The sequence below is a fragment of the Streptomyces sp. NPDC107528 genome (assembly GCF_055639295.1).
Genome location: NZ_JBVKAV010000024.1, coordinates 1 through 26,077, shown reverse-complemented (window position 1 = coordinate 26,077; position 26,077 = coordinate 1). Strand labels below are relative to the sequence as shown.

At 66.5% G+C, this 26,077-nt stretch carries 15 protein-coding genes and 10 pseudogenes; 18 read left to right on the top strand and 7 right to left on the bottom strand.

The features are described from left to right. The first annotated feature begins 158 nt into the window (after positions 1-158). From ACZ7L5_RS44095 to ACZ7L5_RS44085, 3 genes are all read left to right on the top strand, one after another. Positions 159-1,076, top strand: coding sequence for a DUF6192 family protein (locus ACZ7L5_RS44095; protein WP_471524646.1), 918 nt, complete (start codon positions 159-161; stop codon positions 1,074-1,076). Between the two features lie 189 nt (positions 1,077-1,265). Continuing rightward, positions 1,266-1,499, top strand: a complete 234-nt coding sequence (locus tag ACZ7L5_RS44090) for a hypothetical protein (RefSeq protein ID WP_471524644.1) — start codon at positions 1,266-1,268, stop codon at positions 1,497-1,499. A gap of 26 nt (positions 1,500-1,525) precedes the next feature. After that, positions 1,526-2,455: an IS5 family transposase gene (locus tag ACZ7L5_RS44085; protein WP_471524704.1), complete on the top strand. Its 930-nt coding sequence runs from the start codon at positions 1,526-1,528 to the stop codon at positions 2,453-2,455. A gap of 257 nt (positions 2,456-2,712) precedes the next feature. Here ACZ7L5_RS44085 and ACZ7L5_RS44080 read toward each other — a convergent pair whose 3' ends face one another. After that, positions 2,713-4,002, bottom strand: coding sequence for a WD40 repeat domain-containing protein (locus ACZ7L5_RS44080; RefSeq protein ID WP_471524643.1), 1,290 nt, complete (start codon positions 4,000-4,002; stop codon positions 2,713-2,715). A gap of 146 nt (positions 4,003-4,148) precedes the next feature. Here ACZ7L5_RS44080 and ACZ7L5_RS44075 point away from each other — a divergent pair. From ACZ7L5_RS44075 to ACZ7L5_RS44060, 4 genes and pseudogenes are all read left to right on the top strand, one after another. Further along, positions 4,149-4,553 (top strand): annotated as a pseudogene (locus tag ACZ7L5_RS44075) (replication-relaxation family protein); the annotation flags it as partial. Between the two features lie 338 nt (positions 4,554-4,891). Beyond that, positions 4,892-6,037 (top strand): annotated as a pseudogene (locus ACZ7L5_RS44070) (transposase); the annotation flags it as partial. A 582-nt stretch (positions 6,038-6,619) separates the two neighbouring features. After that, positions 6,620-7,849: an IS110 family RNA-guided transposase gene (locus ACZ7L5_RS44065; RefSeq protein ID WP_471524641.1), complete on the top strand. Its 1,230-nt coding sequence runs from the start codon at positions 6,620-6,622 to the stop codon at positions 7,847-7,849. Between the two features lie 21 nt (positions 7,850-7,870). Beyond that, positions 7,871-8,089: pseudogene (locus ACZ7L5_RS44060) on the top strand (hypothetical protein); the annotation flags it as partial. 66 nt (positions 8,090-8,155) lie between these two features. Here the strand turns inward: ACZ7L5_RS44060 and ACZ7L5_RS44055 are convergent. Further along, positions 8,156-8,272 (bottom strand): annotated as a pseudogene (locus tag ACZ7L5_RS44055) (flavoprotein); the annotation flags it as partial. Between the two features lie 167 nt (positions 8,273-8,439). Here ACZ7L5_RS44055 and ACZ7L5_RS44050 point away from each other — a divergent pair. From ACZ7L5_RS44050 to ACZ7L5_RS44020, 7 genes and pseudogenes are all read left to right on the top strand, one after another. Further along, entirely contained in the window at positions 8,440-10,806 is a 2,367-nt protein-coding gene (locus ACZ7L5_RS44050; protein ID WP_471524639.1) for a SpoIIE family protein phosphatase, read from the top strand. An 865-nt stretch (positions 10,807-11,671) separates the two neighbouring features. Continuing rightward, positions 11,672-11,924, top strand: a pseudogene (locus ACZ7L5_RS44045) (IS110 family transposase); the annotation flags it as partial. 277 nt (positions 11,925-12,201) lie between these two features. After that, positions 12,202-12,357: pseudogene (locus ACZ7L5_RS44040) on the top strand (zinc finger domain-containing protein); the annotation flags it as partial. A gap of 108 nt (positions 12,358-12,465) precedes the next feature. After that, positions 12,466-12,846, top strand: coding sequence for a hypothetical protein (locus tag ACZ7L5_RS44035; protein WP_471524637.1), 381 nt, complete (start codon positions 12,466-12,468; stop codon positions 12,844-12,846). Positions 12,847-14,317: 1,471 nt separating this feature from the next. Beyond that, a complete protein-coding gene (locus ACZ7L5_RS44030; protein WP_471524636.1) occupies positions 14,318-15,196 on the top strand; it encodes a polysaccharide deacetylase family protein in 879 nt (292 codons plus the stop codon). Between the two features lie 274 nt (positions 15,197-15,470). Next, positions 15,471-16,101, top strand: a pseudogene (locus ACZ7L5_RS44025) (IS5 family transposase); the annotation flags it as partial. Positions 16,102-16,119: 18 nt separating this feature from the next. Then, positions 16,120-17,574: an MFS transporter gene (locus ACZ7L5_RS44020; RefSeq protein ID WP_471524633.1), complete on the top strand. Its 1,455-nt coding sequence runs from the start codon at positions 16,120-16,122 to the stop codon at positions 17,572-17,574. A 521-nt stretch (positions 17,575-18,095) separates the two neighbouring features. Here ACZ7L5_RS44020 and ACZ7L5_RS44015 read toward each other — a convergent pair. Then, positions 18,096-18,659, bottom strand: coding sequence for a cysteine hydrolase family protein (locus tag ACZ7L5_RS44015; protein WP_471524632.1), 564 nt, complete (start codon positions 18,657-18,659; stop codon positions 18,096-18,098). A gap of 389 nt (positions 18,660-19,048) precedes the next feature. On the opposite strand from ACZ7L5_RS44015, the gene ACZ7L5_RS44010 reads away from it, so the two are divergent. Together ACZ7L5_RS44010 and ACZ7L5_RS44005 are read left to right on the top strand one after the other, a co-directional pair. Next, positions 19,049-20,146, top strand: a complete 1,098-nt coding sequence (locus ACZ7L5_RS44010) for a hypothetical protein (protein ID WP_471524630.1) — start codon at positions 19,049-19,051, stop codon at positions 20,144-20,146. Between the two features lie 51 nt (positions 20,147-20,197). Beyond that, positions 20,198-20,395 (top strand): helicase associated domain-containing protein, encoded by a 198-nt coding sequence (locus ACZ7L5_RS44005; RefSeq protein ID WP_471524628.1) that lies wholly within the window; start codon positions 20,198-20,200, stop codon positions 20,393-20,395. Positions 20,396-20,783: 388 nt separating this feature from the next. On the opposite strand, the gene ACZ7L5_RS44000 is transcribed toward ACZ7L5_RS44005, so the two are convergent. The 3 genes from ACZ7L5_RS44000 to ACZ7L5_RS43990 form a co-directional block, all read right to left on the bottom strand. Next, the gene (locus ACZ7L5_RS44000; protein WP_471524626.1) at positions 20,784-20,981 is read right to left on the bottom strand and encodes a hypothetical protein; all 198 of its coding nucleotides are present in this window, start codon (positions 20,979-20,981) and stop codon (positions 20,784-20,786) included. Between the two features lie 409 nt (positions 20,982-21,390). Further along, complete coding sequence (locus ACZ7L5_RS43995; protein WP_471524624.1) at positions 21,391-22,485, bottom strand: barstar family protein; 1,095 nt, start codon at positions 22,483-22,485, stop codon at positions 21,391-21,393. Between the two features lie 434 nt (positions 22,486-22,919). After that, positions 22,920-24,725, bottom strand: a complete 1,806-nt coding sequence (locus ACZ7L5_RS43990; RefSeq protein ID WP_471524622.1) for a hypothetical protein — start codon at positions 24,723-24,725, stop codon at positions 22,920-22,922. Between the two features lie 87 nt (positions 24,726-24,812). On the opposite strand from ACZ7L5_RS43990, the pseudogene ACZ7L5_RS43985 reads away from it, so the two are divergent. Next, positions 24,813-25,158 (top strand): annotated as a pseudogene (locus ACZ7L5_RS43985) (transposase); the annotation flags it as partial. A 12-nt stretch (positions 25,159-25,170) separates the two neighbouring features. Here ACZ7L5_RS43985 and ACZ7L5_RS43980 read toward each other — a convergent pair. Continuing rightward, a pseudogene (locus ACZ7L5_RS43980) lies at positions 25,171-25,477 on the bottom strand (transposase family protein); the annotation flags it as partial. A 6-nt stretch (positions 25,478-25,483) separates the two neighbouring features. On the opposite strand from ACZ7L5_RS43980, the pseudogene ACZ7L5_RS43975 reads away from it, so the two are divergent. Then, positions 25,484-25,726: pseudogene (locus ACZ7L5_RS43975) on the top strand (ATPase, T2SS/T4P/T4SS family); the annotation flags it as partial. Positions 25,727-26,077 lie beyond the last annotated feature (351 nt).

Sequence of the window (26,077 nt, the reverse complement as noted above, 5' to 3'; positions counted from 1 at the left end):
TCGGGCAGGGGAGGGATGGCTCGTACGTGAAGCGGTGTAAATCTGGTCGTTTGTGGTGACCTTGGAGTGGTCGGCGGAGCCTGTCGGGCATACGCGGGCCGGAGTCAGGTGTGGCCGGTGAAGTGCCGGTCCTCACGGCCCGCTGGGGAGCGTGTCCCGTGGTCCAGACGGTCGGCAGTGTGCCGTGTGAGCGTTTCGATGATCTGGTGGACCGGTCGGTGGAGCTGGTCGGGGTGATGACGGGCTGCCAGTTCGCGCTGGGAGACATTGCGTTGGAGATCGCTCCGTTGCGTACGCACGGCGGGAACATGGCGCTGGGTGAGGGTGAGGAGTTGGGGGTGGAGGATGCGTTACGGCTGTTTGCCGAGGAGATAGGGCTGTCCTTCCACACGGTTCGGACGTATCGGTGGGTGGCCGCGCGGTGGCCGAAGGAGCAGCGTCAGGAGGGTGTCTCCTTCGAGGTGCACCGGATTCTGGCGTCGGCGCCGGACGCGTACGAGCTGATTCAGCATCCGCCGGCCAGTGAGCGGACGGGCCGCTGTGAGTGGAGCGGGGACGCGGCGAAGCGGGCGGCGGGCTGGTCGACCGCGACACCCGTGACGGTGGAGGAGAAGGTCGAGGCCATCCGGGATCTCGCGCAGGACGAGCAGGTGGCCGCCCAGGCCGCGTGCGATCTGCTGCACCGGCCGGAGGTGGCCTTTAGGGCCATGCGGGACCGGCAGGCCCGTGAACTCGTCAATCAGGCCCAGTTCGACCAGGCCGAAGAGGGCGAGGAGGAACGGTGGGAGGACAACGACGCCGAGGAGGACGGCGTCGTCGATCCCGTCGCGATCGTGCGCGGGTTCCACAGGGCCATGGAGTTCACCGACTTGATCGGTGTCTGCCAGGGCTTCGTCGCCGGAGCGAGCCGGCTGGTGCCGAAACTGCGCGGCCGGGAGTTCTCCGAGTCCCAACGCGCCCTAGTGACAAGGCAGGTGGAGAAGATTAGGGCGACGGCGGACTGGATCGAGACCGCGGTGGCCACCGGCAAGGTGGACCTGGATGAAGCCCTGGCTGAGCTCCTGCGGGGCCAGTAGCCATGAAACGGCGGGCGGGGCATCCCGCTCATGTTCATGCCGAAGCGATACGCAAAGCTCTGGAAGAGGCACAGCCCGCGGGACTGCACTCGAAACAGCTGGCCAAAGCCACCAAAACGGAGTCCGGCACAGGTCTGGACGGGAATCCGGTTCCTGCGCAGGAACGCCGTCAAGGACGGGCTGCCACCGGTGACCCACAACCGCCGCGACGGGTTCCAGCTGTCCGAGGACCCCGAGGTGTGGATCGCTTACGAACAGGCAGTGTTTGACGCCGAGTTGCACCGGATGACGAACTTCATCGAGGGGATCGTCGCCCCGCACACCAAACGCACCCCGAAGGACGAGTGGGCCCGCCTGATCCTCGACCAGCTCGGCGGCATCAGAGCCACCCTCGAAGTCCTCTCCCGCATGGAACGGCCATGACCTGCATCCATACCGAGCAAGGCACCATGCGCGAGCGGCACTACCCCAGCGACACCACGGACGCCGAATGGGCCGTCCTCGAACCACTGCTGCCCGTCCCGGCCTGCGAGCTGCCCACGGGCGGGCGCCCGGAAGCCCATCCGCGCCGCAACATCGTCGACGCCATCCGCTACGTCAACGACAACGGCGTGAAATGGAGGGCCGTACCGGTCGACTACGGCATCCCCTGGCGCACTGTCTACGGGTACTTTCAAAGGTGGCGGGCGAGTGGGGACCTGGCCCGCATCCACACTGAGCTGCACGAACAGGTCCGCGTCCACGACGGAATCAACCCCCGCACCGTCGCGGTGATCCTGGACTCCCAGTCGGTCAAAGGCGCCGAGACGGTCAGCCAGGACACCCGCGGCTTCGACGGCGGCAAGCTCATCAATGGGAGGAAGCGGCACCTGGCCGTGGACATGCGCGGCATGCCCCTGGCCGTCATGGTCACCAAAGCCTCTCCGCACGACAGCGTCCCCGCCCGCGACCAGATCTTCCGCCTGCGCCTGACCCGTCCCGAACTCACCGTCGCCTGGGCAGACTCCGCCTACGGCGGAACCCTCGCCGACTTCTCCCGCTCCTTCCTCGGCATCACCCTCAAGACGGTGCCCCGCCGAAAGGACCAGGACGGCTTCGCCGTCCTGGCCAAGCGATGGCGGGTCGAGCGGGCCATCTCATGGATCATGAGAGCCAGGAGAAACGTCCGGGACTACGAACGGCTCATCTCCCACAGTGAGGCCCACCTCACCTGGACCGTCATCACCCTCATGGTCCGCCGCCTCACCCGTCCTCCCCGACCACCCCGCTCGTCACCACACCCCGTCGAACCGGTGAAAACAGCCGGCAAACCCACACGCATACGCCTCCGGACGCAGAAGCCGCAGACGATCCGCCTGGCCCCCACCACCCTGCGCTGACCTCGGACAGACTCCTCTCACAGGGGCCACGAGTCCGCGGGCGGACTCGACTCCACCACCTGATCCAGGACACAGTCCCGCAACTCTCCCGCGAGCCCCTCAATCGCGTTGACCAGGGCGACGAGGCGGTTGGAGGAGATATCCGATGCACAGCCGGGGTACTACCGCACAGTCCACCGAGGCGGCGTTGCACGGACCGTCCCTGAGTCCGGAAGGCGAACGGGGCAGATCGCGGATGAGGCCGGCAGCCCACCTCCCTACGACGGAATCTCCCAGACGTCGACGGAACTGAACCTTCCACTGCTGATCACCACCGGGCGACCGTCGAGCTCGGCCAGCCGTACCCCGAACACCTTGTGATCGTACTTCTGGAACGGCTGGCCCAGCAGCCGACGTTCCGCCAGGTCCCAGACGCAGATGGTGCCGTCCTCGGCCCCGGTGACAGCGACCGGGACCCCGTGCACGGTGTCGGCGTCGAGGCACACGATCTCGCCACCGGGCACGGCGAGCTCCTCTCCCCACTTGCCGGACCTCGGATCTCCCACCAGGAGCCGCTGCCGGCCCGCCGCCACGACCTGAATACGATCGTCTACCGCCGCCAGGGCGAAATCAGTGAGCGTCGCCCCGGGGAAGCGATCCGAGTCCTCGGAGCCGGCAAAACGATCGAGGCGGTCGAACTCAGCCAGAGGCTTTCCCTCGACATCCCATACGGCGACGACTCCGCTCGGGTGACCGCCGACCAGCACAGGGCGGCCGTCCAGCAGTCCCGCCGCGGCAGCACTACTGGCTCTCGATTTGCACCACAGCCCGACGCTGACCAGGGAATCGTACGGTGAGGGCTGCTCCGGCTTGGCCTCGTCGTCCTCCTCGTCGCCGTCGTCGTCAGGCTCGACCAGGGACGGGTCCCAGAGATCCACCCCCATGTAGTTCGCTCCCACGACGAACTTTGAGTACCCCCCGAAGTCGGCCCTGACCGCGGAGCTTGTGCCGTAATCCTGTGGGCTCAGCCGTACTTTGCCAGTCGTCAAGTCCCACATGGCGAAGCCTTGGTGTTCACCGCCACCGCCGATCACGATCCGTCCGTCCACCACCGCCGCACAGAGCGAGGTGAGCTCGGTGAAGGGGTATTCCTCGTCCGGAGCGTCGAGCTCGTACGTCGTCCAACGGTCGGCTCCCGGATCCCAGGTGCAGGCACGGCAGTCCTCGTCGGGGGTGCCGACGACGAGCAGTTGACCGTCGAGGGTGACGAGATCGAAGTCGTACATGTGACTGACGGACGGGGGCAGGCTGCTGATGAGCGGCTCATTGCTTGTCATGCCTGCATGTTGCCAGCGCCCTCTGACATCCAGGAATGTGCTGACCGACGAGGACATCAACCGGTTCTCCAAAGCGACGGCCGCCTCGGCATCTTCCAGGAGTTGGAGGGCTTCAGCGCACAGTTCCTCCCGAACAGAGCGTTCCTCCCGGCTGGAACCGACCAACTGATCGGGCGATAGCGCTGGGGCGATGCCCTCCAACTGGGTGCGAGAACAAATCAGTTGCTCCATCGCTGAATCGAGACGTTCGTAACACGTCTCCGCAACGACCCTCCACCGCCAAGGTCACCGATCGCCTAGCCATAGAACGCTCGCAGCAGGCACGGAGTGCCCGTAGATCACCGGATGTGAAACAGCTTCTCATGCACTACACCCTCACAGACGACGAACACCGGCTGAAACTGCGGGCATTCATAGAAGTCGACCGCACCACCATGAGCAGCGAACGCCTGGCCGTCAAACTGATCGAATACGCCCGCCTGTTCCGCTACGAAGCCCAACCCGTCGGCCGCCGAAAGCTGCCAACCGCCGGCCCGGCCTGGCTGCGCTGGTACCCCATCTCCCCCCGCGTCCTCTTCGTACTCACCGGCGCAACGCGAGCAAGGCTCGAGAACCGGATCAACGATCTACAGGCGATGGCCGCTCAGCACCCACTCGTCGCAGCCTTCTCCCGCGAGGTCCCCCTCGCAGCCGCCATCCTGGAAGACATCGAGAAGCACGGCCCCTCGGGGAAGGTGTGGGTACCGGCTGGAGGCCAACCCCGCCCATGGACCGACCTGTAAACACAAAACCCCGCCGCTGAGAAGGCCACCGACGGTACCGGATCAGCCGCACCTACCGGCCCCGGGAGACAGCGACGCATCCTGCAACAGCCGCACCCCACACCGCCCGCTCCGTCCGTAAGCCGCACCACCGGATGCGGCCACAGGACACGGATGTCCTCGTTCACAACCGCAGCAGAGCGCAAGACGCCCGGGTGCTGAGCTTGGCGTTTAACGTCCGTGGTCGAACATGGCCCCGAACTTGATGATTCTTTCGGCCGAGCGCCTGACATAAGAGCGCCTTCGCCTGATCCTATGCTCCGTCACAGAGGCACTTGACCAGCACGAAGGCCGTAGCAATGAGTCTGCTGCAGCGGGATGTCCCGCGGGATGCGTTTACCGAACTGGCATGCTTTCGGACGGAGTTATATGCCTGCCTGACGCACAGACCCGATGCCTTGTTCGAGCTGAGCGACGCCCTGCTGTGTGAGGACGGCCCGGTGAAGACGTTGGTCGAGCTGTCCCTGGCGACGCCGGAGCATCAGCGTGGGCATGGTGCACTATATGGCGGGTTGAACCGCGGGCATCTGGACCTGTCTCGGCTCCGCATGGCGCTGGCCCAGCTGCCGCTTGCCCGGACGGCGGAAGGGCGGCTGGTGCTGGCGGTCGATGTGAGCAACTGGCTGCGGCCGGATGCGAATACCAGCCCGGACCGGCTGTTCTGTCACACGTATGGTCGGGGCAGGGGCTCGGCCCAGATGATCCCCGGGTGGCCCTACTCCTTCATTGCCGCTCTGGAGCCGGGGCGGACGTCGTGGACTGCCATGCTGGACGTGGTCCGGCTGTGTCCGTGGGACGACGCGATCGCTGTCACCGCCGCCCAGCTTCGGGAGGTGTTCCAGCGGCTGTATGTGGCAGGTCAGTGGCAGATCGGTGACCCGCCCGTCCTGGTTGTCGTCGATGCCGGCTATGACGTGACCCACCTGGCGTTCCTGCTCGCGGACCTACCCCTTGAGCTGCTGGGCCGGATGCATTCGGACCGCGTCCTGTACTTCCCGCCCCCACCGCAGCCAGCGGGCAAACGCGGGCGTAAGCCCAAGCGGGGGGCGGAGTTTGCTTTCGAGGATGCGGCAACCCAGCCCGCCCCTTCCGTCACCACCGTGACTGACACCGCCCACTACGGGAAGGCCGTCGCCGCGGCCTGGGACCGCCTGCACGCGTTGCTGGTCCGGCGCTCGGCCTGGGCCGACCACCCCGAAGGAGAGCTGCCGGTCATCGAAGGCACCGTCATCCGTCTCCAGGTCGACCACCTCCCTGGAGACCGGAACCCCAAGCCTGTCTGGCTGTGGTGGTCGGCCACAGCCGCTACCGCTGGGAATGTGGACCGGCTCTGGCAGGCATTCCTGCGAAGATTCGATCTGGAGCACACCTTCAGGATGTTCAAGCAGACATTGGGGTGGACCGCTCCCAAACTCCGCGAGCCGGCCGCCGCCGACCGCTGGACCTAATTCCTTTCCAACGGCCCCGGTGGGTCAGGTCGAGTCACCGGGGTGTTCGAGTGGTGAGGGTCGTCACGCCTACTTCGAGCTGGGCTTGTGAAGCCTCTGGTTAGAGCGTGCGGACGGCCCCCGGCTTGTGGTGGTGGCGGTCGCGTGGGCGTCGAGCGGACGTCTTCACGCGACTTGGTCGAGGAGAGGCCTACCCAGAGAACGGCGACGCTCGACGTATTCACGGCAGCCACGACCGATGTGTGGTGATGCTCCATGGGCGTCGAGCGGACGTCTTCGCTGGACCTGGCCTCGATGCCTTTAGCCAGAGCGACGACGCTCGGCGCCTGTGAAGCGTCAACACCCACTCGCTTGATCACTCGTTGGAGTTGGTGGTGTGAGCCCTCCGCACGGTGACCTCTTGATGCACCCGAGCCGTCCGAGCTCCCGACTAGACCGAGGCCCGCGCGGTGCGCTGGTGCCACGAACACGGCTAATGAGGTGTCGGACCATCCCGGCGGAGTCCTGGAATTAGGTCGCTGCGTGGCCCGCATGCGCTCGTGACCAGCGCAAACACCCGCACCATGGGGAGGGAACAACGTGATCTACTGCGGTATCGACTGGGCAGAACGGCACCACGACATCGCCTTGGTCGACGACACCGGCGCGTTACTCGCCAAGCGCCGTATCACCGACGACGCGGTCGGCTACCGGCTCCTGCTGGACCTCCTTGCTGAGTACGGTGATACGGAGGACGCCCCCATCCCGGTCGCCATCGAGACCTCCCGGGGCCTGCTGGTGGCCGTGCTGCGGACCGGCAAGCGGCAGGTCTTCGCCATCAACCCGATGGCCGCCGCCCGCTACCGCGACCGGCACAGCGTCTCGCGCAAGAAGTCCGACCCCGGCGACGCCCTGGTCCTGGCCAACATCCTGCGCACCGACATGCACGCCCACCGGCCGCTGCCCGAAGACACCGACCTGGCCCGCGCCATCGCCGTTTTGGCGAGGGCCCAGCAGGACGCCACCTGGAACCGGCAGCAGACCTCCAACCAGCTCCGGTCGCTGCTTCGCGAGTACTACCCAGCCGCCCTGGATGCCTTCGCGCCCTGGCAGAACGGCCTGTGTCGTCCTGAGGCCCGCGAACTGCTCAGGCTCGCGCCCACTCCGGCCAAGGCCGCGCGACTGAGTCGCACGCAGATCCAGGCCGCCCTCAGGCGAGCCGGCCGCAAACGGGGCATAGAGACCGAGGCCGACCGCATCCGTGACGTCTTCCGGGCCGACTGGGCCCACCAGCCGCCCTTGGTCGAGGACGCACTCGGCAAGCAGATGCTCGCCCTCCTCATCCAACTGGAAGCCGCCTGCACCGCGGCCGAAGACCTTGCAAGGGCGGTGGAGGAGGCCCTCCCTCAGCACCCGGACGCTGAAATCTTCCTCAGTTTTCCTGGCCTCGGCGTCCAGCTCGGCGTCCGGGTGCTTGCCGAGATCGGGGACGACCGCAACAGGTTCGCCGACGCCCGCGGACTGAAGGCCTACGCAGGCTCCTCGCCCATCACTCGGGCATCCGGGAAGAAGTCGAGCATCACTCGGCGGCGGGTGAAGAACGATCGCCTCAACCATGCCGGCTACCTATGGGCCTTCTCAGCTCCGAACGGATCGTCCGGGGCCAAGACTCACTACCGCCGTCGACGCGACGAACACGGAGACTGGCACGCGGCCGCCCTTCGGCATCTCTTCAACCGGATGCTCGGCCAGCTCTACCGCTGTCTGGAGGACCACACGCTGTTCGACGAACAGACGGCGTTTCCCGTCCCGATGGCTGCTGCAGCTTGACTCTTAGCTTCATGAGGTGTCTGGCTGGTCATTGCCGCCCACACACCCGCACGCGTACGTCGAGGATTTCGCCGCCTCCACGGGAAAACCCCTCAGGTGGCCAGCGCACCGAAACCCAGCGCTGCAGGCCCAGGCCGACCAATCGGCGCTAAGAATAGGCACCGCGCACGCGAGCACCCTGTCGGGAAACAGGACAAACCAAACCTCGTAGCAGCCACCACAGTCACCGGAGCTGCATGAACGCCAAGCTGAGAGAAGGGAGACATGACACAGACTCTCACCCGGGCACCGGCTCACTCACGGCCGTCATGGCCTTTCCGTAATCCGTTCGGCGGCGTCCAGCGCCAGATGCCACGGGTACTCATTCGGCTTCCCCGAGCCCGCCTGGTTGGGCACGAACCCACCCTCCCCAAACAGCACCTGCTGAGGGGCCGGAAGAACCCGACCCTGCCCATGACCGCCACCGGCAAGATCCTCAAGCGCGAGCTCTCGACGGACTGACACTTCCCCCGACCCGGCCCTTCCGGCGCGCTCCCACGTCCCCGCCGACTAAGGTGACGAGGGGGATCTCCGTACGCCGGGAGGCCGCCATGATACCGTCCAGGTCGGGAGAGCCGGACCCCGGCACTCCGTTCCACCTGGCGTCCACGGCCACAGCAGTACTGGATCGACAGGGCGTCGTCATCGGCTGGAACTCCGCGGCCGAGGACCTCTACGGCCTCACGGCGGTCGAAGCCCTCGGCAGGCCGGCGCGGGAGATCCTCGCCCCCACCGACGGACGCCCGCTCCTCGAGGCGGACACCCCCGCCGACCTCTCCGGCGAGACCCGGACCCTGCGGACCAGCGACGGCGGCACCGTGCGAGCGGTGCTGCACGTCCTGCCGCTCGTCCAGACCGGCCCCGCCCCTGCCGCCTGGGCCGTCATGTCCCTCGCCGCGGAGCAGGTGGAGCGCTGGGCGACCGACCAGGCGATGCTGATGGGGCTCTTCCACCAGTCACCAATCGGCCTGACCGTGTACGGCCCGGACGGCCGCGTGACCTGGATCAATCCCACCCAGGAGGTCGAGTTCCGCCTCGACCGCTCGTACTGGATCGGCAAGTACGTGCGAGACATCACGCCCGAGGGCGTGATCGTCGGCGGGCAGCTACAGGGCCGTCAGCTCGACGAGGTGGTCGAACAGGTCTTCCGCACCGGCGAGCCCGTCATCGACCTCCACTATCGCTACACCATGCCGCACGGACCCACCCGTGAGCGGGTCGTCTGCTGTTCCTACTTCCGGCTGCAGGACCCCGACGGCAATCTGCTGGGGGTATGCGAATCAGCATTCGAGATCACCGCGCGTTACACGGCCCAGCGCCGCCTCGAGCTGCTGAGCCGCTCCAGCATGGTAGGAACGACGCTGGATGTGGTCCGGACGTCCGAGGAACTCCTTGCCGTGGCCGTCCCCGACTTCGCGGACGCGGCCCGGGTCGACCTCGCCGAGGCCGTGCTCGAAGGGCTGGAACCCGGTCCGTGGGATGTCAGGCCGCCCCTCAGGACGGTGGCGCACAGCGGCAGCGCGGATCAGGAAGACACGCCAGCGCAGGACCACCCCGCCAACGACCGGCGGCTCGTTCTCCCCCTGAAGGTCGGTGCCGCGACGCTCGGAACCGTCACTTTCACCCGCACGGCCCACAGAGCCGCCTTCGACGACGCCGACCTTGATCTGGCCGGCGAACTGGCCGCCCATACCGCCGTCTGTGTCGACAACGGACGGCGCTACGCCCACGAGCACGCCACCGCCCTGCTGCTCCAGCGCAATCTGCTGCCGCAGGAACTGCCGGAGCACACCACCGTGGAGACGGCCCACCACTACATCCCGGGGGCGGTTCCCACGGGCGTGGGCGGCGACTGGTACGACGTGACTCCGCTGTCCGGTGCTCGTGTCGGGCTCGTCGTGGGCGACGTGGTGGGTCACGGGCTGCACGCGGCGGTGACGATGGGGCGACTGCGGACGACCGTCCGCGCCCTGGCCGCCCTCGATCTAGCGCCCGACGAACTCCTCAGCCGACTCGACGACCTGGTCGGGCAGGCGCGCATCGGGATCGACGCAAAGGATGCGGACGGCGCTGACCCTGCGGTGTGTGCGCGCTGCCTGTACGTAGTGTACGACGCTGTCCACGGGCGGATCACGGCGGCGAGCGCCGGTCATCTGCCGCCGGTCGTCGTCCCGCCCGGGGGACCCGCGGCACCCCTGGACGTCCCCGTCGGGCTGCCGCTGGGGGTCGGCGGAATGCCGTTCGAGGCTGCGGAGTTCGAGATCGAGGAGCACAGCCTGCTGGCCCTGTTCACGGACGGCCTGGTGATCGGGGCGGACGGTGATCCCGATGCCGGGGTCGCCGGCCTGTGCCGGACCCTGACGGAGCACTCCGGTCTGCACCCGGACGACATCCGGCGCCGGATCGCCGCACCCCGGGACCCGGCGTACGCCCGCGACGACGCGGCACTGCTGCTCGTCCGGGTCCGCGCCCTGGCCGAGGACCACATGGCGAGCTGGCGAATCGACCCGGACCCGGCCGAGGTGGCCGAAGCCCGCGCCTCCACGAACGCGCAGCTGGCCCACTGGCGCCTCGACACCGCCGGTTTCGCGGTCGAACTGATCGTCAGCGAACTCGTCACCAACGCGATCCGATATGGGGCTCCGCCGGTGGAGCTGCGACTCCTGCGCGACGAGGACCGCGCGCTGATCTGCGAGGTGTCGGACGGCCGCGAGACATCACCGCGGCTGCGGCGGGCCCGGCCTGACGAGGAGGGGGGCCGCGGGCTGTTCCTGGTCGCCCAACTCGCCGACCGGTGGGGCACGCGCTACACGCGCGAGGGAAAGACGATCTGGGCCGAGGTGCCGATCCGTCCCGACGCCGAGCCGACGATCCTCTTCGATCTGAACGCCGAGGACGCCGACGCCCTGGGCATCTGAGAGGTCGTTTTCGTCCGATGTTTCATCCCGGAATCGGTTGCTTCGCGGTCGTTTTCAGGTCGTGCCAGGAGATAGCGTTCTCGCCGGTGAGGCGGCGGGCCATGAGGTGTCTTGAACTTGCGGTGCGGTGGTGTCACCACGCGGCCGCCGGTCTGGGCACCCCGAGCCTGATGGCCGGCATCGGCAAGGATCTCGAACGCGGGTCCGTCGACCATGAGCCCGGCCAGCCCTAACTGGCGGGCATGGGTGATGTCCGCGCAGCTTCCGGGCTGGGTCGGGCTGCAGAACAGCACCCGGTTTCGGTGCCAGCCCTGTCGACGTAGACGACGGCATCTGGGGTGATCTGCGCAGTGCCCCTACCACCGAACACCGGACGTGCTGGCGCTCTGCCCGAAATTGAGCGCGGCGCGCGGACTCGGCTGCGGATCACTCTCGTCATCTCTGTCGGAACAGGCAGTGAGGCTCAGGCAGTGAGCTGCTGCGCGCGCGGAGGCGCTGATGATGTTGCGCATGAAGCCCTGGTTAGAAGCAGACAAGGAATGCAAAGTCTGCACCCCGCCAGCAAGTCAGAGGGATCATCCCTGCCCCCTTCCGTGGCCAGCAGCACGCCCCGCGAGAGATCCTCCGACCATACCGACGCTCATGAAGACTCAGCTGTCCTCCAAGGGCTCTGCTGCGGCTGCGGCTGCGTTCGCAGTTCAGGGAACCCGTGTATTCGCGGATACATCAGGTGCCTAACGCGCGGGCGCAGATGCCGTGGGAGAGCTTGCGGTGCTCGCATGGCCCGGGAAGTCGCCCCTCCGCGGTGGGGTATGCGGTACTCCCCGCTCGGGCGTAGCGAGCGGTGGTTCTGCAGGGCGGGGCCCTGAGCGACGAGGGTGAGATCGATGTCTACGTCGGTCTGGACGTCGGCAAGGGCGAGCATCCCGGCACCGCACTGACTCCGGCGGGCAAGAAGGTGTTCGACAAGGCGCTGCCCAACCGTGAGCCGCGGCTGCGTGCGCTATTCGGGAAGCTGCAGTCCAGGCACGGAACGGCGCTGGTCGTGGTCGACCAGCCCGGCCTCGATCGGGGCTCTGCCGCTGACCGTAGCCCGCGACGCCGGCTGCCGGATCTCATCGAACGCCGCCCGGTTTCCGGACCACACCCGTTCAGTCAGCGATGTCTCCACACAGCGAAGTGTCCGCTTCCTTTGTTCGGTTCCCTATGACGTCCGACACGCCTCACGACGTCATCGCGAAGACGCGTCGCTTCAACTCGGCCGCGCAGAGCCGGAAACGAGGTGGCGGCATCCTCGCAGAAATGAGTAGTTCTGAGAGACCGGAGCCCACCGCCGGACCGGGTCCGACTTGCCCCTGATCTTCGTTCTCACCACCAAGCCCCTCGCGATGGGTTCTGCGACGTGCCCAGCTCAACGAACCGACCGCCGCCGTCGAACAGTTCGACTGCCCGACCTGTGAGGTGTCCGCCGGAAGCACCTGCCGCACCCGCGGCGGCAAGGTCGCCCCGAAATACCACACCCCGCTTCATGCTCGTCCCCCAGCTCCGCGCCGAGCTGAAGGTGAAGACGCCCGCCCACCGCGCGTGAGAGATGGACCCGGCGATCGATGCCGCGGTGCCCGAGGCCACCATGAAACCCACGAGAGTGGGGTACGCCCGGTGCAGCACCGCCCAGCGCGCCACCACGACATCCAGCTCGAGCTTCTCACGGGCCCTCTCCAAGCGGTCTACGACCCATCAGGACACGGCGCCGCCCTCTTCGCATTCTTCGCCGGCATGGCCGAGTCCGAGCACGAGTACATCCGGGAGAAGTCCCTGGAGGGCCAGGCGCCCGCCCGCGAGCGCGGTCGGCACGGCGGACGCCCGAAGGTCGTCGACGACGACATGGCCGCGTACGCACGGTCCCTGCGGGGCAACGGGATCCCCGTCCCCGAGATCACCCGCAGACTTGTCATCACCTCAGGCAAGAAGCAGGACAAGCGCCCCTCGGTCGCCACCGTGTACCGCATCCTCGCCGAGGACACCGACAGCAGCGAGTGAGCCCGGCCGCCGGTCGGCACCTCAAGATCAACTGATTGCCCCTTTGTCGCGAATTTGGGTCACACTCCGACGAGGGGCACCCGCACTGGCACACCTACACGAAGACGAGTTGGTGGTGACAGCTCAGCCGCTGTCCCATGCAGGGCAGGCGTCTATACGCCACTGACCTCCGGCATTGATGTGTCAGGCGTCGCGTCCAGGTTGGATGGGCCACTACAACCCCCCGGTGGGGTGGCCCGCCGGGCCCGCCGCTGGCGCATCCCTGTCGTCGGCGGCGGGTCACCGGACAAGGTCATCGAGCGGGGTGTACACGTTCGGGCGGCGGGCCGGCGCTCCACCACGCTGTCTGAATCATGAACGGCTGTCCGGCCGCCACGAGGTGCCCGGCTGCATGAAGGAGCCGGCGTTCCGGTCATCGAGCGCACCATCGCCTGGCTCCACGCGGCAGTGGTCTGCTCGTGGCGCTCGACGGCCCGCCGTGGCCGGCCTTGGACGGCACCCGTCATCCGGCCCCTACCGGCTGGCTGATCGCATGACCTGCCTCGCGCTCGCCGTCGTCTCGGATGCCGTCAGTACCTCGCAGGGCCCTTGGGCCGGGACGCGGCCTCGCCTGAGCCGTCAGCGCGCCCGCGACCCGGCCACCTATCGCCTACGGCTTGCCACCCCGTTAATTGTCGGATGTTTCCACACCTGACTACTAGCGACGAGAGGGGCAGGAGTACGGCGCGAGAGGACACCACATTAGACAGATTTCGAACATACCACCCGGCAATACTCCCACCTGTTGACAGTTGGAACCGTGACGCTAATGCTAGACATTTAACCGAGGGATACGGCAGGACCTAGCTGATTCTGCGTTTCGTTGTTCGTCGGTCAGTGCTGTGGAGGTAGAGATGAGATCAGCGACAAGCCGTGGAGCGGCGTCATCGCGGAGGAGGGCCTCACACGCTTCGGGCGGGGCTTTGACCGTCAGGATCGCCGATCATGGCAGCCGTGCGCCCTGCAGCCCTGGTCGACGACGTGACTCAGGGATCGTCGACTCCACCTACTCCACTGGCTGGAGCCAACGGGTTACCCGGCGGTCGACGCGAACCCCGTCCGTCTGCAAACGGCGGCCTCACGTCTCTCCCGCAGGCCTCGGCGATGTGATCGCAAACTCACCCCACAGCAGCAGCCCGACATAGAGGACCACAGTCACACCTCGGCAAGCCCTCCATGACTGACGGCCGATGTCACGAACAACACCGATGGGCACCACCGTGGCTGGGGCGGACTGCTTGGCCGAACGGTCATCACTCCCGCCGAGCCACTAGCCCGAGCCATGGATCGTGATCGTTTGGGCTGGTCGCCATTCGTCGAATCGAGGGCGGTACTCGCCTCCCCACCGGACCCACCGGACCCACCGGACCCACCGGATGCATGAACACCCATCACTTGACCGTGTGCCCCAAGCACTCACAGAGAAGGAATCATGAACCAGCAGCTCTACTCCCCTTCTTCGATCGTCTCCCGGCCGCCGCTCACCTTCCCGAACGGTGCACGTCTGGCGTTCTACGTCGGCCTCAACATCGAACACTTCCGGCATGACATCCCGATCGACCGAGCCGGCGGCCCCGTACCCGACCCTCTGTCGCACGGGTGGAGGGACTACGGCAACCGCGTGGGCATCTGGCGTCTGATGGACATGTTCGACGAGGTTGGCATTCGCGCCTCGGGCATCATCAACTCTGACGTCTGTACCGCGTACCCGGAGATCATCGAAGCCGGCATTGAGCGCGATTGGGCGTGGGTAGCGCACGGCCAGACCAACTCGATTTTCCAGACCGGCATGGCTCCGAAGGAGGAGGAGCAGTACCTCAAGGAGATGTTCGCGACGTTCGATGCGTCGCTCCCTGCCCGGCCGAAGGGCTGGCTGGGCCCTGGCCTCACCGAGACGCTTGCGACGCCGCAGATGCTCGCCGACGGAGGAATCAACTACCTCCTGGATTGGTGCTGCGACGATCAGCCGTTCCCGCTGAACATCCCCGGCATGCTGTCCGTGCCGTACTCGCTTGACGTCAACGACTTCCTGATGTTCGTGACGAACCCTGGGCTGTCCGGCCCCGACTACGAGCGGGTCGTCCTTGACCAGTTCGAGCAACTGCTTGAGGACTCGGCCAATACAGGGCGAGTGATGGCCCTGCCCCTGCACACCTTCATCATCGGACAGCCGTACCGCGCCAAGTATCTGGCACGCGTGTTGCGGACCATCACGTCGACGCGCGAGGTATGGGTTTGCACCAGCGACGACATCGCCGACCACTACAAGGCAAACGGTCCTGAGGCCGCCGGGCAGGCGAAGACCAGCTGAACCCCAGTAACTTCGCCGCTTCCGGCGTGGTTGCGATCGAGTGAAGCTCTCTGAGCATCGCGGCGTCAACTCGCCGTGTGGAGGCACGTTAAGGTCGGCGGCAGCCTGCCCCGCTCTGCCCCACACGGCGAGGCATCGATGGCGTGTGCTGTGGTGTGGGCGGTTCACAGAATGCGCCGGCGGGCCGCCGTCGCAGCGGTCCGAGCCGAGCCGACCGCGCGCTGAGCTACGTCGCGCTCACCATGAATCGGACGTCTAATCTCATTGCCACCGCTTCGGGGGGTCGAAGTCGACGGTGCATGGCCGCTTCGCCATCTGGTTCCGGGCCGGGGTCTGGGACCGGCTGCAACAGAAAGTTCGCCAACTCATGGACGAACAGGACCTGGTCGACCTGTCCAGCGCAGTCCTCGAACTCCGCTCATATCCGCGCTAAGAGAGGGGCCAACTTGCAGGTCCGAGCCCCGTGGACCGGGGTAAGCCCGGTTCCAAGACGCATGTCCTGTCCGACGCGAACGGACTGCCCCTACGAGTTGGGCTCTCAGCGGCCAACACCCACGACAGTCTCGCTCTGAAGCCGATGCTGTCTCGTTTTCCACATGGGACACGAACCCCATGCGACCGACTCCAAACCCGTACGCCTTCATGCAGACAAGGCGTACGACATGCCCTCACCGGCATCCTTGGCTGTGGCGCAAACGCATAGGAGCCCGCATCGCCCGCAAGGGCATCGACTCCAGTGAACGACTCGGCCGACGCAGGGGCGTCATCGAACGCACCATGCCCCGACTGACCGGCTACCGCCGACTCAACCACCGCTACGAACGGAAACCGGCAATTACCTGGCCTTTCTTGGCCTGGCTTCTGCCCTCTGCTGCCACAAGCGGCTCCTCGAACTGACCATGTAGGACACGGTTTGAGGCGCGATGATCCGTCTTGACGAGAACATCGATGACTGCCTTGAGCGTGCTCCCGAGTTGAGCCACAAGCTCACGAGACTCGCCACCGCTTTCACGAAATCCTTGCGATCTTTCATTGTCCACAGAGAAAGGCAGCACGGCATGCCTACTAAGTTGTCTCTGAATGTGCGCGCATTTCCCAGGGTGAGCTCTCAAGACACTCGTAGGGCAACCATCTTCGCGTTCCTCGCGTGGTTGTTCGCCGTCTACGACTACATCCTCTTCGGCATGCTGCTCCCGCCAATATCCGATCATTTCGGCTGGAGTGCGGCCACGGCCTCACTCGTGTCCACCCTGGTCACCGTCGGCACCGCGATAGTGGCACTCGCGGTGGGGCCCATAGTGGACCGGATCGGACGTCGCCGCGGCATGATTCTCACGGTCTCCGGCACGGCGCTCGCCTCGGCGGCCAGTGCGCTGACGCCTGGAATCAGCTACCTGGTCGGGATCCGCGCACTGGGGGGCCTCGGACTTGCCGAGCAGGCCGTCAACGCAACGTACCTCAACGAGATCTACGCGGTCACTGAGGACGAGAAGATCAAGAAGCACCGTGGCCTCGTCTACGGCCTTGTACAAGGCGGCTGGCCTTTGGGCGTACTGTTCGCGTCGGCTTTCGTGGCCATCTTCCTACCGCTGGTGGGCTGGCGCGGCTGCTTCCTCCTCGCGGTGTTCCCTGCGGCCGTGATCGCGCTGGCCCGTCGCGGGCTGAAGGAGAGCCCGCAGTTTGAGCTCGAGATGCGGTTGCGGAAGCTGCGTAAGCAAGGTCAGGTCGAGCAAGCCACGACACTGGCCAGGGAATACGGTATAGATGAGCCCTCCACGGCACCGCTGGCGGCCATCTTCCGCGGGCGTGCCCTGCGCACCACTCTGGTGCTCGGACTGGCGTGGCCCCTCAACTGGTTTGGCACCCAGATCTTCATCGTGCTCGGTACGACAGTCCTCACCGAAGGAAAGCACGTCAGCTTCACCGGATCGCTGGTCATGTTGATCTTGATCAACGCAGTCGGCTACCTGGGCTACATCTTCCACGGCTGGGCCGGCGATCGGTTCGACCGCCGGGCAGTGATCGCGGTCGGCTGGCTCATCTCGGGTGTCATGTTCGCACTGACCATGACCGTAGCCACCGGTACGTTCGCCGTGGTGACCTTGTACTCGCTGGGCATGTTCTTCCTGGTCGGCCCCTACGCGCCTCTGCTGTTCTACATGGGCGAGTGTTACGAGACCGGGTGCCGTGCCACTGGCACCACGTTCCTCAACGCGCTGGGCCAGCCCGGGGCGATCCTGGCTGGTTTGATCACTACTGCGATGCTCGCAGCAGGTGTGAGCTGGAACCAGTCAGCACTCCTGGTCGGGGCAGGGGGAGTGTTCCTCTCCGGGCTGGTCATGTTCGGTGCACGCACCGTAAAGAAGCTTGACGACTGAGGTGGTGTGACCCGGGGGGCTTCTGTATTCCCTAGCAAGGTCCCGATAACAGGCGTTACTCCCCACCCGGTTCAGCGTCGGTCAGGAACTGATGTTTCCTGAGCCCCCGTTGGTCTTCGAGCCGTCGAATGGTAGGAGTTCGTCCCACGACCTCCATACGTCGGCTGAAGACCGCCGTTTGATGGTGCACGATGTCGCACCTGCGGACTGCCGGGAGCCGTGACTCAGCGAGCCTGCTGGCTGACCCTGATCTGCCGTCACCCCGCTGCCCGTCGTCGGAGCCACCCGCTTCTGACTGGAATGATCCGAGCTTGTCCTGCCTTACAAGCGCGGGTCTGAGCCCGTTCTTACTGTGTGTGACTCTGTGGGAGTGGCCGCCCAACCCTGGCGCCCTGGCCCTTCTGATCAACCCTGGCGGGCAGCACTTCCCTCACGGCCTCAGACGAGGCGATCACGTCTGTCATCAGGCGCCACGTCGTGTTCGAAGCCGAACCCCGCACACGAGAGTGCGGACGGCCCCGCTATTGCGGTGCGATGGCTTTGAGCCAGTCCTCGACGACGGCTACATCCGCCCACTGAGGGAACAGCTTCTCGGTGAGCATGGTGTGGACCTCAGGGTCGGGGTCCAGGCAGGCGTCCGCCAGGACTGTGAGGCCGAAGTCCAGGTCGATGGCGTGCCACAGAGTGGACAGCACGACAGCGCTGGTGGCGATACCGGTGAGAACAAGGCTGTCGATATTGCGAGCCCTGAGTACCAAGTCAAGGTCACTGCCCGAGAACGCGCTCCCCCGCCTCTTCGTAACCACCACGTCGCCCGGCTGGGGAGCAACGTCGTGATGGATCTCGGTGCCAGGGGCCCCCTCCGTGAAGAGGCCGGCCCGCACCACGGTTTTCATCACCCTGCTGCGAGGGCTGACTTCCGGATCACCGGGCCGCAACCCCATCACCACGTAGATCACGGGGATGTCCGCAGCCCTGGCGCCTTCAATCGCCCTGCGCAAGCGCGGCAGGTAACCGGAACCGTCGTCGACGATGGCCACGACGTCCCGTTGGACGTCCATCACCAGAAGCGCGCTGTTAGCCATGCTTGCCATCCTTCTCTGCTGGGAAACAAGAGCAAGTCTGGTGGATCAACCGAGCCATGGTCGACGTTTCAGTGCTCTTCATCAGTCGCGCCGCAGCACGTAGATGGGGGGCCGTCCGGGCGGGCCACCCGGACCCTCTTGACTGCGGCGAGGCCGTGGTCGGTGCCTTTGCGGCGCCGGTGAAGCCCCAGAGACTGTCGTCGCCGACGGAGTAGCAGCCGTGAAGGTAGCGCACTCCCCCGGTTCGGTCCGGCCGGCCGCCGTCTGGGAGGTGCGTCGGTCGCCATGGACGGCACCTGTGCCTGGCATGTGCGAAACGGCTGAAAAGTGCAGCTTCAGCTCAAGGAAGGGCGGAAAGGGATGGCCCGGTCATGGCGAAGGGAGGACGCGTGGCACGACGGGACATCGAGAAGATCATCGGTGAAATCGGCGAGATCCGGCGGATGCTCACCGATCCCCACACCGGGATCACAGCGCTGCATCAGGTGCAGGAGAGCCGGCACAGCAAAGTTCTGGAGCACGTCACCTACAGCACGACCGGTGTGCGGGAGGAAAACCGCGAACTGCGGCGCCGGCAGGAGCGAATGCTCACCGACCTGGGCCAGGTCCGCTCCGCGGTCGACGATCTACGTCGCGAGATTGCCCAGGCGTGGGCGCACACCCTGCGCCTGCCCCGGATCCCCGGCACTGCGGAACCCGCCGAGGCGGCCCCTTCGGCCCGGCGCCCCACACCAGCCCTGGAGGCCGGTGACAGCCTCGACGACGAGCGGAAGGACGACACACCCGTGCCCGACCAGCCCGCGCCGGACGCCGCCGAACCCCCGTCCACCGACACGGAACCCGTCTATCACCCATCGCCGGAGCCGGACCGGGCCGAGCCGGTGGACGGACACAATGCTGTGCGGGCGCCGGATGTCTTCTCGGCTGCCCGTCAGGTACCAGCCGTTCTCGGAATACCGGTGGGTGACACGGACGTCCCACCGTCCCCGCCAGCCACCGCGGGCACACCGCAGACCCCGTCCGGTGCCGGCCCGGCTCTGCGGCCGCCCTCAAATACGGCAGAGCCCGCCGGCACACCAGGCAACGGCACCGCAGGCAGCGGTGAACAGCCGGCGGAGTACCGACGCGGGCTGCTGGCAGCGGCCACCGTCTCCTCCGCCCGGCTGATCTGCCACAAGGACACCTGGGCCTTCCTGGTCGAGAAGTCCCTCACCCACACCCACTTCCGGCTGCCCGACCGCATCACGGACACCGACGACGGACAGATCGACACCCATCTCTCCGGCCGCTCCCTGCTCGCCGTGCTGGTCACCACCCAGCACATCCTCAACCAGCCCGCCGACGACGACCTGGCCTCATGGGCCCTCGCCCACGCCATACACACCCGCACCCACCAGGCCGTCACTGCCGCCGCCAGCACCGAGCCTTCCCGGAGCGGCGACATCACCACCATCGTCCTCGACGACCGCCCCCCGACCGCCGACTGACAGGCCCACAAGCGCCCTTGACCGGATCGCTGGCCGAACCCGCAGCCGGGCTTGGCCAGCGGCCAGGCGGCGCTGAAGAAGTCCACCGAACGTGAGCTCCACGTCCGACGCTACGAGCACAGGGAGGGGACTTTCCCGCTGGGGACGTGGGTCGCTGAGCAGCGGAGAGCTTCCGGGGCCGGGCGGATGACCGGCAAATGCGCGCAGCGGCTCGATGAGCTGGGCATGGTCTGGAGTATGACGGACTAACGCTTCCAGGAGAACGAAGCGGCGTCCCGGGCGTACCTCGTGGAGCACCGGACGCTGTGCGCACCAGGCCCGCGGCCATGCTGGACCTCTGGTGGGGCAGTACCTGTCCACCCTCTGCCACCCCGCAGCCGCCAGGCTTCCAGGAAGGTCAGGGACACGACGTCCTCGGCCGCCGCCCAGTGTCCGGTCACCCGTATGGCATCCGCGTACACGATCACCGAATGTTCCTCGAAGATCTCGTCGAACGCCGCCCGGTTTCCGGACCACCCGTACATTCAGCGATGTCTCCAAGCCGAAACGGGTGGCGGCTCGCTCCAGTGGGTGCATGCCGCCGGCCTTCCGGTGTGGGACCTGAGCTTGTCGTTCAACGTGTGGGCCGAGGCTTCTTCTAGTGCCCAGCAGGGATGAACACAACCACGTAGTCCTCGTAGCCCTCGTGTGTGCCCCATTCCTCACGCTCCATGGCTGCCTCATACCGGGCTCGGGAGTCCTGTCGGCCCCTGGCGTAGACGTGGACGGTGTAGACCGTAGCCGGGTTGAGGGCCAGCGAACGGTCCTCGTCCTGCCCTCCGGAGAGCCAGCCCATGGCCGGCATTGCAGGACCGGTAGTGGGGCCAGATATGCCCATCCGACCTCCGCATATTGGCGAGTAAGGCCACGTGCCCAACAGTTGCCATTGGTCCGTCTGCTTGACAGGCTCCGCATCGGCCAGCATGAGCGTCACCCAAGCGTCATGAGACTGGACGTGGCTGACGACGGTGAGCTGGCCGGGCGTGAGAATCACTGGGTCGTAGGTACGGAAGTCCGGTGCCTACGTGGCGTTGTCCAAACCGGACTCGACACGCTCGCTGATGTAGAAGTGCGAGTACGCGATGCTGACGACGCCGCTGACTATGTCCATGCGCTGACTGTATGTGACCGTCACGCAATGACTCGGCGCACAAGTGGTTGGGAACCGTCCGGACATGGTCGATGCCCGGCGGGCGGACCGTAGATCACGCCAGGGTGACGTGCATGCCGCCCTCGGCCAGGAGATCGAGGACCACACCGAACAGGTCGTAGGGCTGGCCACGCGGTGACAGGGCCTGGGACAAGTGCTCGCGTGCGGTCGCAGCGTCCCGCCAGAGCAGAGTTGCGGGGGCGGTGTAGCCGAAGGTGCCACGCAGGCAGTCGTCGACTGCGGCAAGACAGCCGCCGAAGTAGCCACCCGGCCCGTTTACCGCCTCGCCAAGCGCCAGGTAGAGGCCCGGTTCGTCGGTGACATGCCGGCCATCGAGTTCGTAGGCGTAACCGGCCGACCGGTCACAGAGGGCAGGGTAGGCAGCTCGCTCTCGGACTAGATCGTGCCAGGCCCAGCGGTGCCGGGTATCAAGGCCGGCCCAGGCAGCCGCCGTGTCAGGCGGCCCAACGAGCCACCGCTCCCAGATGGGCCGGGCGTGTTCGGGAACGGGCGTGAAGAGCTCTCCATCGAGCTCTAGGTCGATCAGATCCGTCCCGTATGAAGATGGGCGCCAAGCACTGACTCTGGCCCAGAGCAGGCGTTCGGTGAGCGGCTCACCTTGATCGTCTCGTATCTCCAGGGCGGCCTGCTCCAGGTCCAGCGCCCGCCGGGTGCCCTTCGCCAGTGCCGCCCGCAGCTGATCACCCTCGGCGAGCCCCCGCAGGACGAGCGGGGGCGCCGACTGCTTGTACGGCAGGACACGGGCGAATTCCCGGCAGGAGCCCAGCCATCGGTGCCCATCATGCACGCGAACGCGGCCCCAGTGTCCCTCGGGCGGACCTTCGTAGTCGTCCAGGCCGGTGAGCACGAGACTGTCTGTCCCAAGGGGCTGCCCTGGGCTCTCCGCGTCCTCCAGCAACCAGGGGTCGACTGTCTCATCGTCCGGCACCAGCCACAGTCGGTTGCCGACCCAGCCGCCCACCTCTGCTTGTGGAACCCAGCCGAACAGCTCGTAGGTCCCGCGTTGGGGTTCTCCAAACAGCCCTTCCGCCTCGGCGCAGACGCCCCAGACATGCCCGTGCTCCGTCTCAGTCAGCGTGTACCGCGTTCGCCTGCGATGGTCCTCGTCCTCGTGCACGCTGGGAATCATGCCGGGCCCAGGTTCCAACGGCGAAGTTATTTCCCCCGTAGCCGGTCGCGATGCCTCAAGCAGCGCGGTCATCGACCACCCGCACACAAGCGATGCAAGCCTGGACGGCCGTGCACGACCAGGCACGGATACCGTCGGTGCGGCGGTTGAACATGACCGCGGCTACTCGGATGTGGGAGGCGGAGCGGGATACGCCTCGTCTGGTGGCGAGTATGGATGAGGACTCGCCGACCTTCGGGCCGGTGGCGTACAGCACAAGCTGAAGCTCAGTGGTGCGATCCGGCTGGGGCTGGTGCGCGTATCAGGTGCTGTGCCTGCATATCAGCGATCCCGAGCTGTACGCGGCGATGACGAGCGAGGACACCGGCTCGAATGCGCATACGCGGCGCCAGGTGGGCCGCAGTGCAGACGTACAAGGGAGGGTGACGGCCGCCTCACCACGGATCGTGGAACTCAATGCCGAAGTGCCGGCGGAGTCCTGCGCGTTGATCGGCCGTCGCCAGGACCATAACGTCGTCTGTGGTACCGGGCGGCTTCTTGGGGCCGTTGTCAACACAGCGGAAGGACCGGGGGTCGTCGTCAGGGCTGAGCGCTTCGATGGCGGCCCGGGCTGCGCCCATGTCGAGGTAGTCGTTCGACTCCTGCTCTATGTAGAAGGAGAACTCCTCACCGCTGCGGTCGAAGTACAGCGTCCCGCGACCGTCCTCCTCCTGGTACTCCTCATACTCCCCGTCCTCGTTGCCCTTGTTGTCCTCGTCATCCTCATCGTCCTTGTCGAAGACGAAGCGGAAGTTCGTGACAGTGGCCTTCCCTCCAGTGAGTGCCGCGGCCCTGTCCAGGAGCCAGGCATAGTGCTCGTCGGCGTAGTCGACGTCATCGGCGTGGATACTGACGGCAACGCCGAACTCCTCGAGGGTGTGGGCGATGTCATGGGGACCGTCCAGTGTGTCGTGCGCGTAGTCCCTGAAGTCGTCCAGGACGCCACGAGCCTTCTCCTGAGTGATCATGCCTAGATCGACGAGGACTTCGGCCATCCGTCTGTAGGTGACCCGTCCAGGCTTCACCGCGTATCGGGGCCTGAGATCGGGATCGGCCTTCAACTGCCGTGCCTCTTCGTCCAGTTCCTCGAGCTGCAACGGCGTGAGGGGCGGCGGAAGGTGCTCCGGGGCGACGAGCGGCCACAGGACCTCGGGCCAGGGCTCGGCAACATCTCCTCGGCCAGGCGACGCGAGAACGGCGCGCCCCGGCCCGTCGAGGCGGGGAGGAAAGCGGTCCACCACCTCACGCAGGCTCGCGCCCACGAGAACGTCACGCACCATGTCGGCAGGGTGCTCGGTGTGACCGTCGTATCGGAACCGCTGGGCGACGAACGCGGAGTCCGTCCAGTAGGAGTCCTTGCCGTACCACGTCCCGGGCGGCGCCTGGGGATTGGACGTGCGGTACTGCCAACTGGCGCCCTTGTGGCGGACAACGTACTCACCGACATACCAGGCGGCCATGGTCCAGAAGTCCCGGCCCGCGACCTTGTCGTACTCCGCGACCGTCCCGAGGCGTTGGCGCAGCAACTCCTCCAGGGCGTCGAGCGATTCGGCCTGAAAGTTCCAGCGCTCAACGCCCCCGCCGGCCCTGTCCGCCCACCAGGAGCGGTAGTGGTTGAAGCACGCGTCCGGCCACTGGCGCCATCCGTCGTCGCACGCGTCCAGTTCATGGCGTCGCACCCACGGCGTACGGACACGCTCCGGCTTCCACCCGGGGTACGCCGCCGCGTGGTCCACAACCGCCTTGCGCAGACGTAGCGCGACGGTGGTGAAGATGTTCCGTGTCTTCTCGTAGACCGCCTGGCCGACGAGCAGCATCGGAACGACGGGTTCCAGGCCGAGCTCGGGATCCGGCTGTACGGCAGGTAGCCCCCCGGCCCCCGCACCCTCGTGCCACACCCAGCGCCCGCCGCCCGCCCTGATGAGCACCTCTCCGAAGTAGCCCGCCAGGGACTCCAAGAACATGGCGGCCTCGTCCGTGCCGTCACCGGCCCCGTACCGGGTGCCAAGGTCGTGCTCGAGGACCTGCAGCGAGTCGATCGAGAAGTCGTGCTCCCAGCCCTCGGCGGTGAACCGGTCACACAGCCGGTCCATCAGCTCATGCAGGTACTCGATCCATACATACAAAGAGTGGGCAGGCGTGCCCTCCGGCGCGTCCCTTCCTCCGTAGTAGGCGGCCAAGGCTGTGCAGTTGACGTCCATGTGACCCGAAGGTAGAGCATGGCACTGACATCGAAAGCGTGAACCGACTGCTAAGATCGTGTCCTACGTGGCCTGTTGATCGTTGGGCTGCCCGCGGGGCGTGGTACGTGGAGTTAGATGTTCTGGATGGCTTGTGGGAGATTGTCAGGCCGTTGATTCCGGAGGACCGAGTGCGGCCGCAGGGTGGTGGGAAGCAGAACTCCCCTGATCCAACGCTGTTCGCGGCGATCATCTACGTGCTGGTGAGTGGCTGGGCGCCAGGCGGGCTCTGTCGCCACGCTTCGGGATATCGAAATCGACTGTGCACCGCCAGTTCATGATCTGGTCGCTGGCTCGATGGGTCCGCTCGCATGAGGCCGTCCTGCACCAGCTCGACGTCGCGGGCCTCGTCGTCGTCTCTCGCGTGGTCCTCGATTCCGCCCATGTGCGGGCTAACTGAGGTTCTTCAGCGTTGCCGCTCCAGGGTGAGGATGGCTTTTGCGATTGACGTCATGCGTTCGGGCTGCATCGGGATCTACGGAAGATTCGCCAGGACTTCAGGCGTGCAACGCCGCGCTCGACCGGTGCCCGCGCCGCGGCCCGGTTCCGGTTGACGGTCTTCTCGGCGAGGGTGAGTTTCTGCAGGGGTCTGCGCTTGATGCCGGTGGTCACCCACGGGCCGCCGCCTGATAGGCGAGGTCGGCCAGGATGGGCACGCCTTGGCGCTCGCAGATGCGGATGATCCGGTGAGTGCGGGCAGCGGTCAGGTCGTGAGCTAGGCACTGCGGATGTCGCTGGAGCGAATCGTGGTCGGAGAGGTCCGCGGCCCCGAAGTCGTCGCCATGATGCAGGCGCTGACGAACGGCTCGGGTGGCAACCTGTGCACCATCCACGCGCGTCGCCCCGACATCATCTTCGACCGGATCGCCGAACTGTACGCGCTCGCCCAGGAGAACTTGTCCGAGCAGCTCGCGTACCGGCAGACCGCCAACGGCCTCGACTTCATCGTGTATGAGCCAATGCGATGGATGTAACCGTTCGGATTCGCAACGGGCCCGGACGGGGCGATCCTGTCCGGGCCAACTGCGGTGGAGAGGTTCAGGACCGATGACCGCAGGCGTGCTCCGCCCCGCTGCAGGTCCACCGCCGAGTACTCGATCAGCTGCTCACCCTTCCAGCCCCGGACCCCGGGGCAACGAGACGCCGCGAGCGTTGGTCACTGCGCTCCAACTGTGAGGTCCGTTTCGAGCTTCGTGTGGAGGACTTCCCTGGCCTGCTCCGCGGCGCGGGCCGTGCTCTCGCAGACGAAGTCGAGGAAGCGGGCGATGTTGTCGAGGCGGGTGGCGGCCGGGGTGCCGGGGCCGAGAACTCCG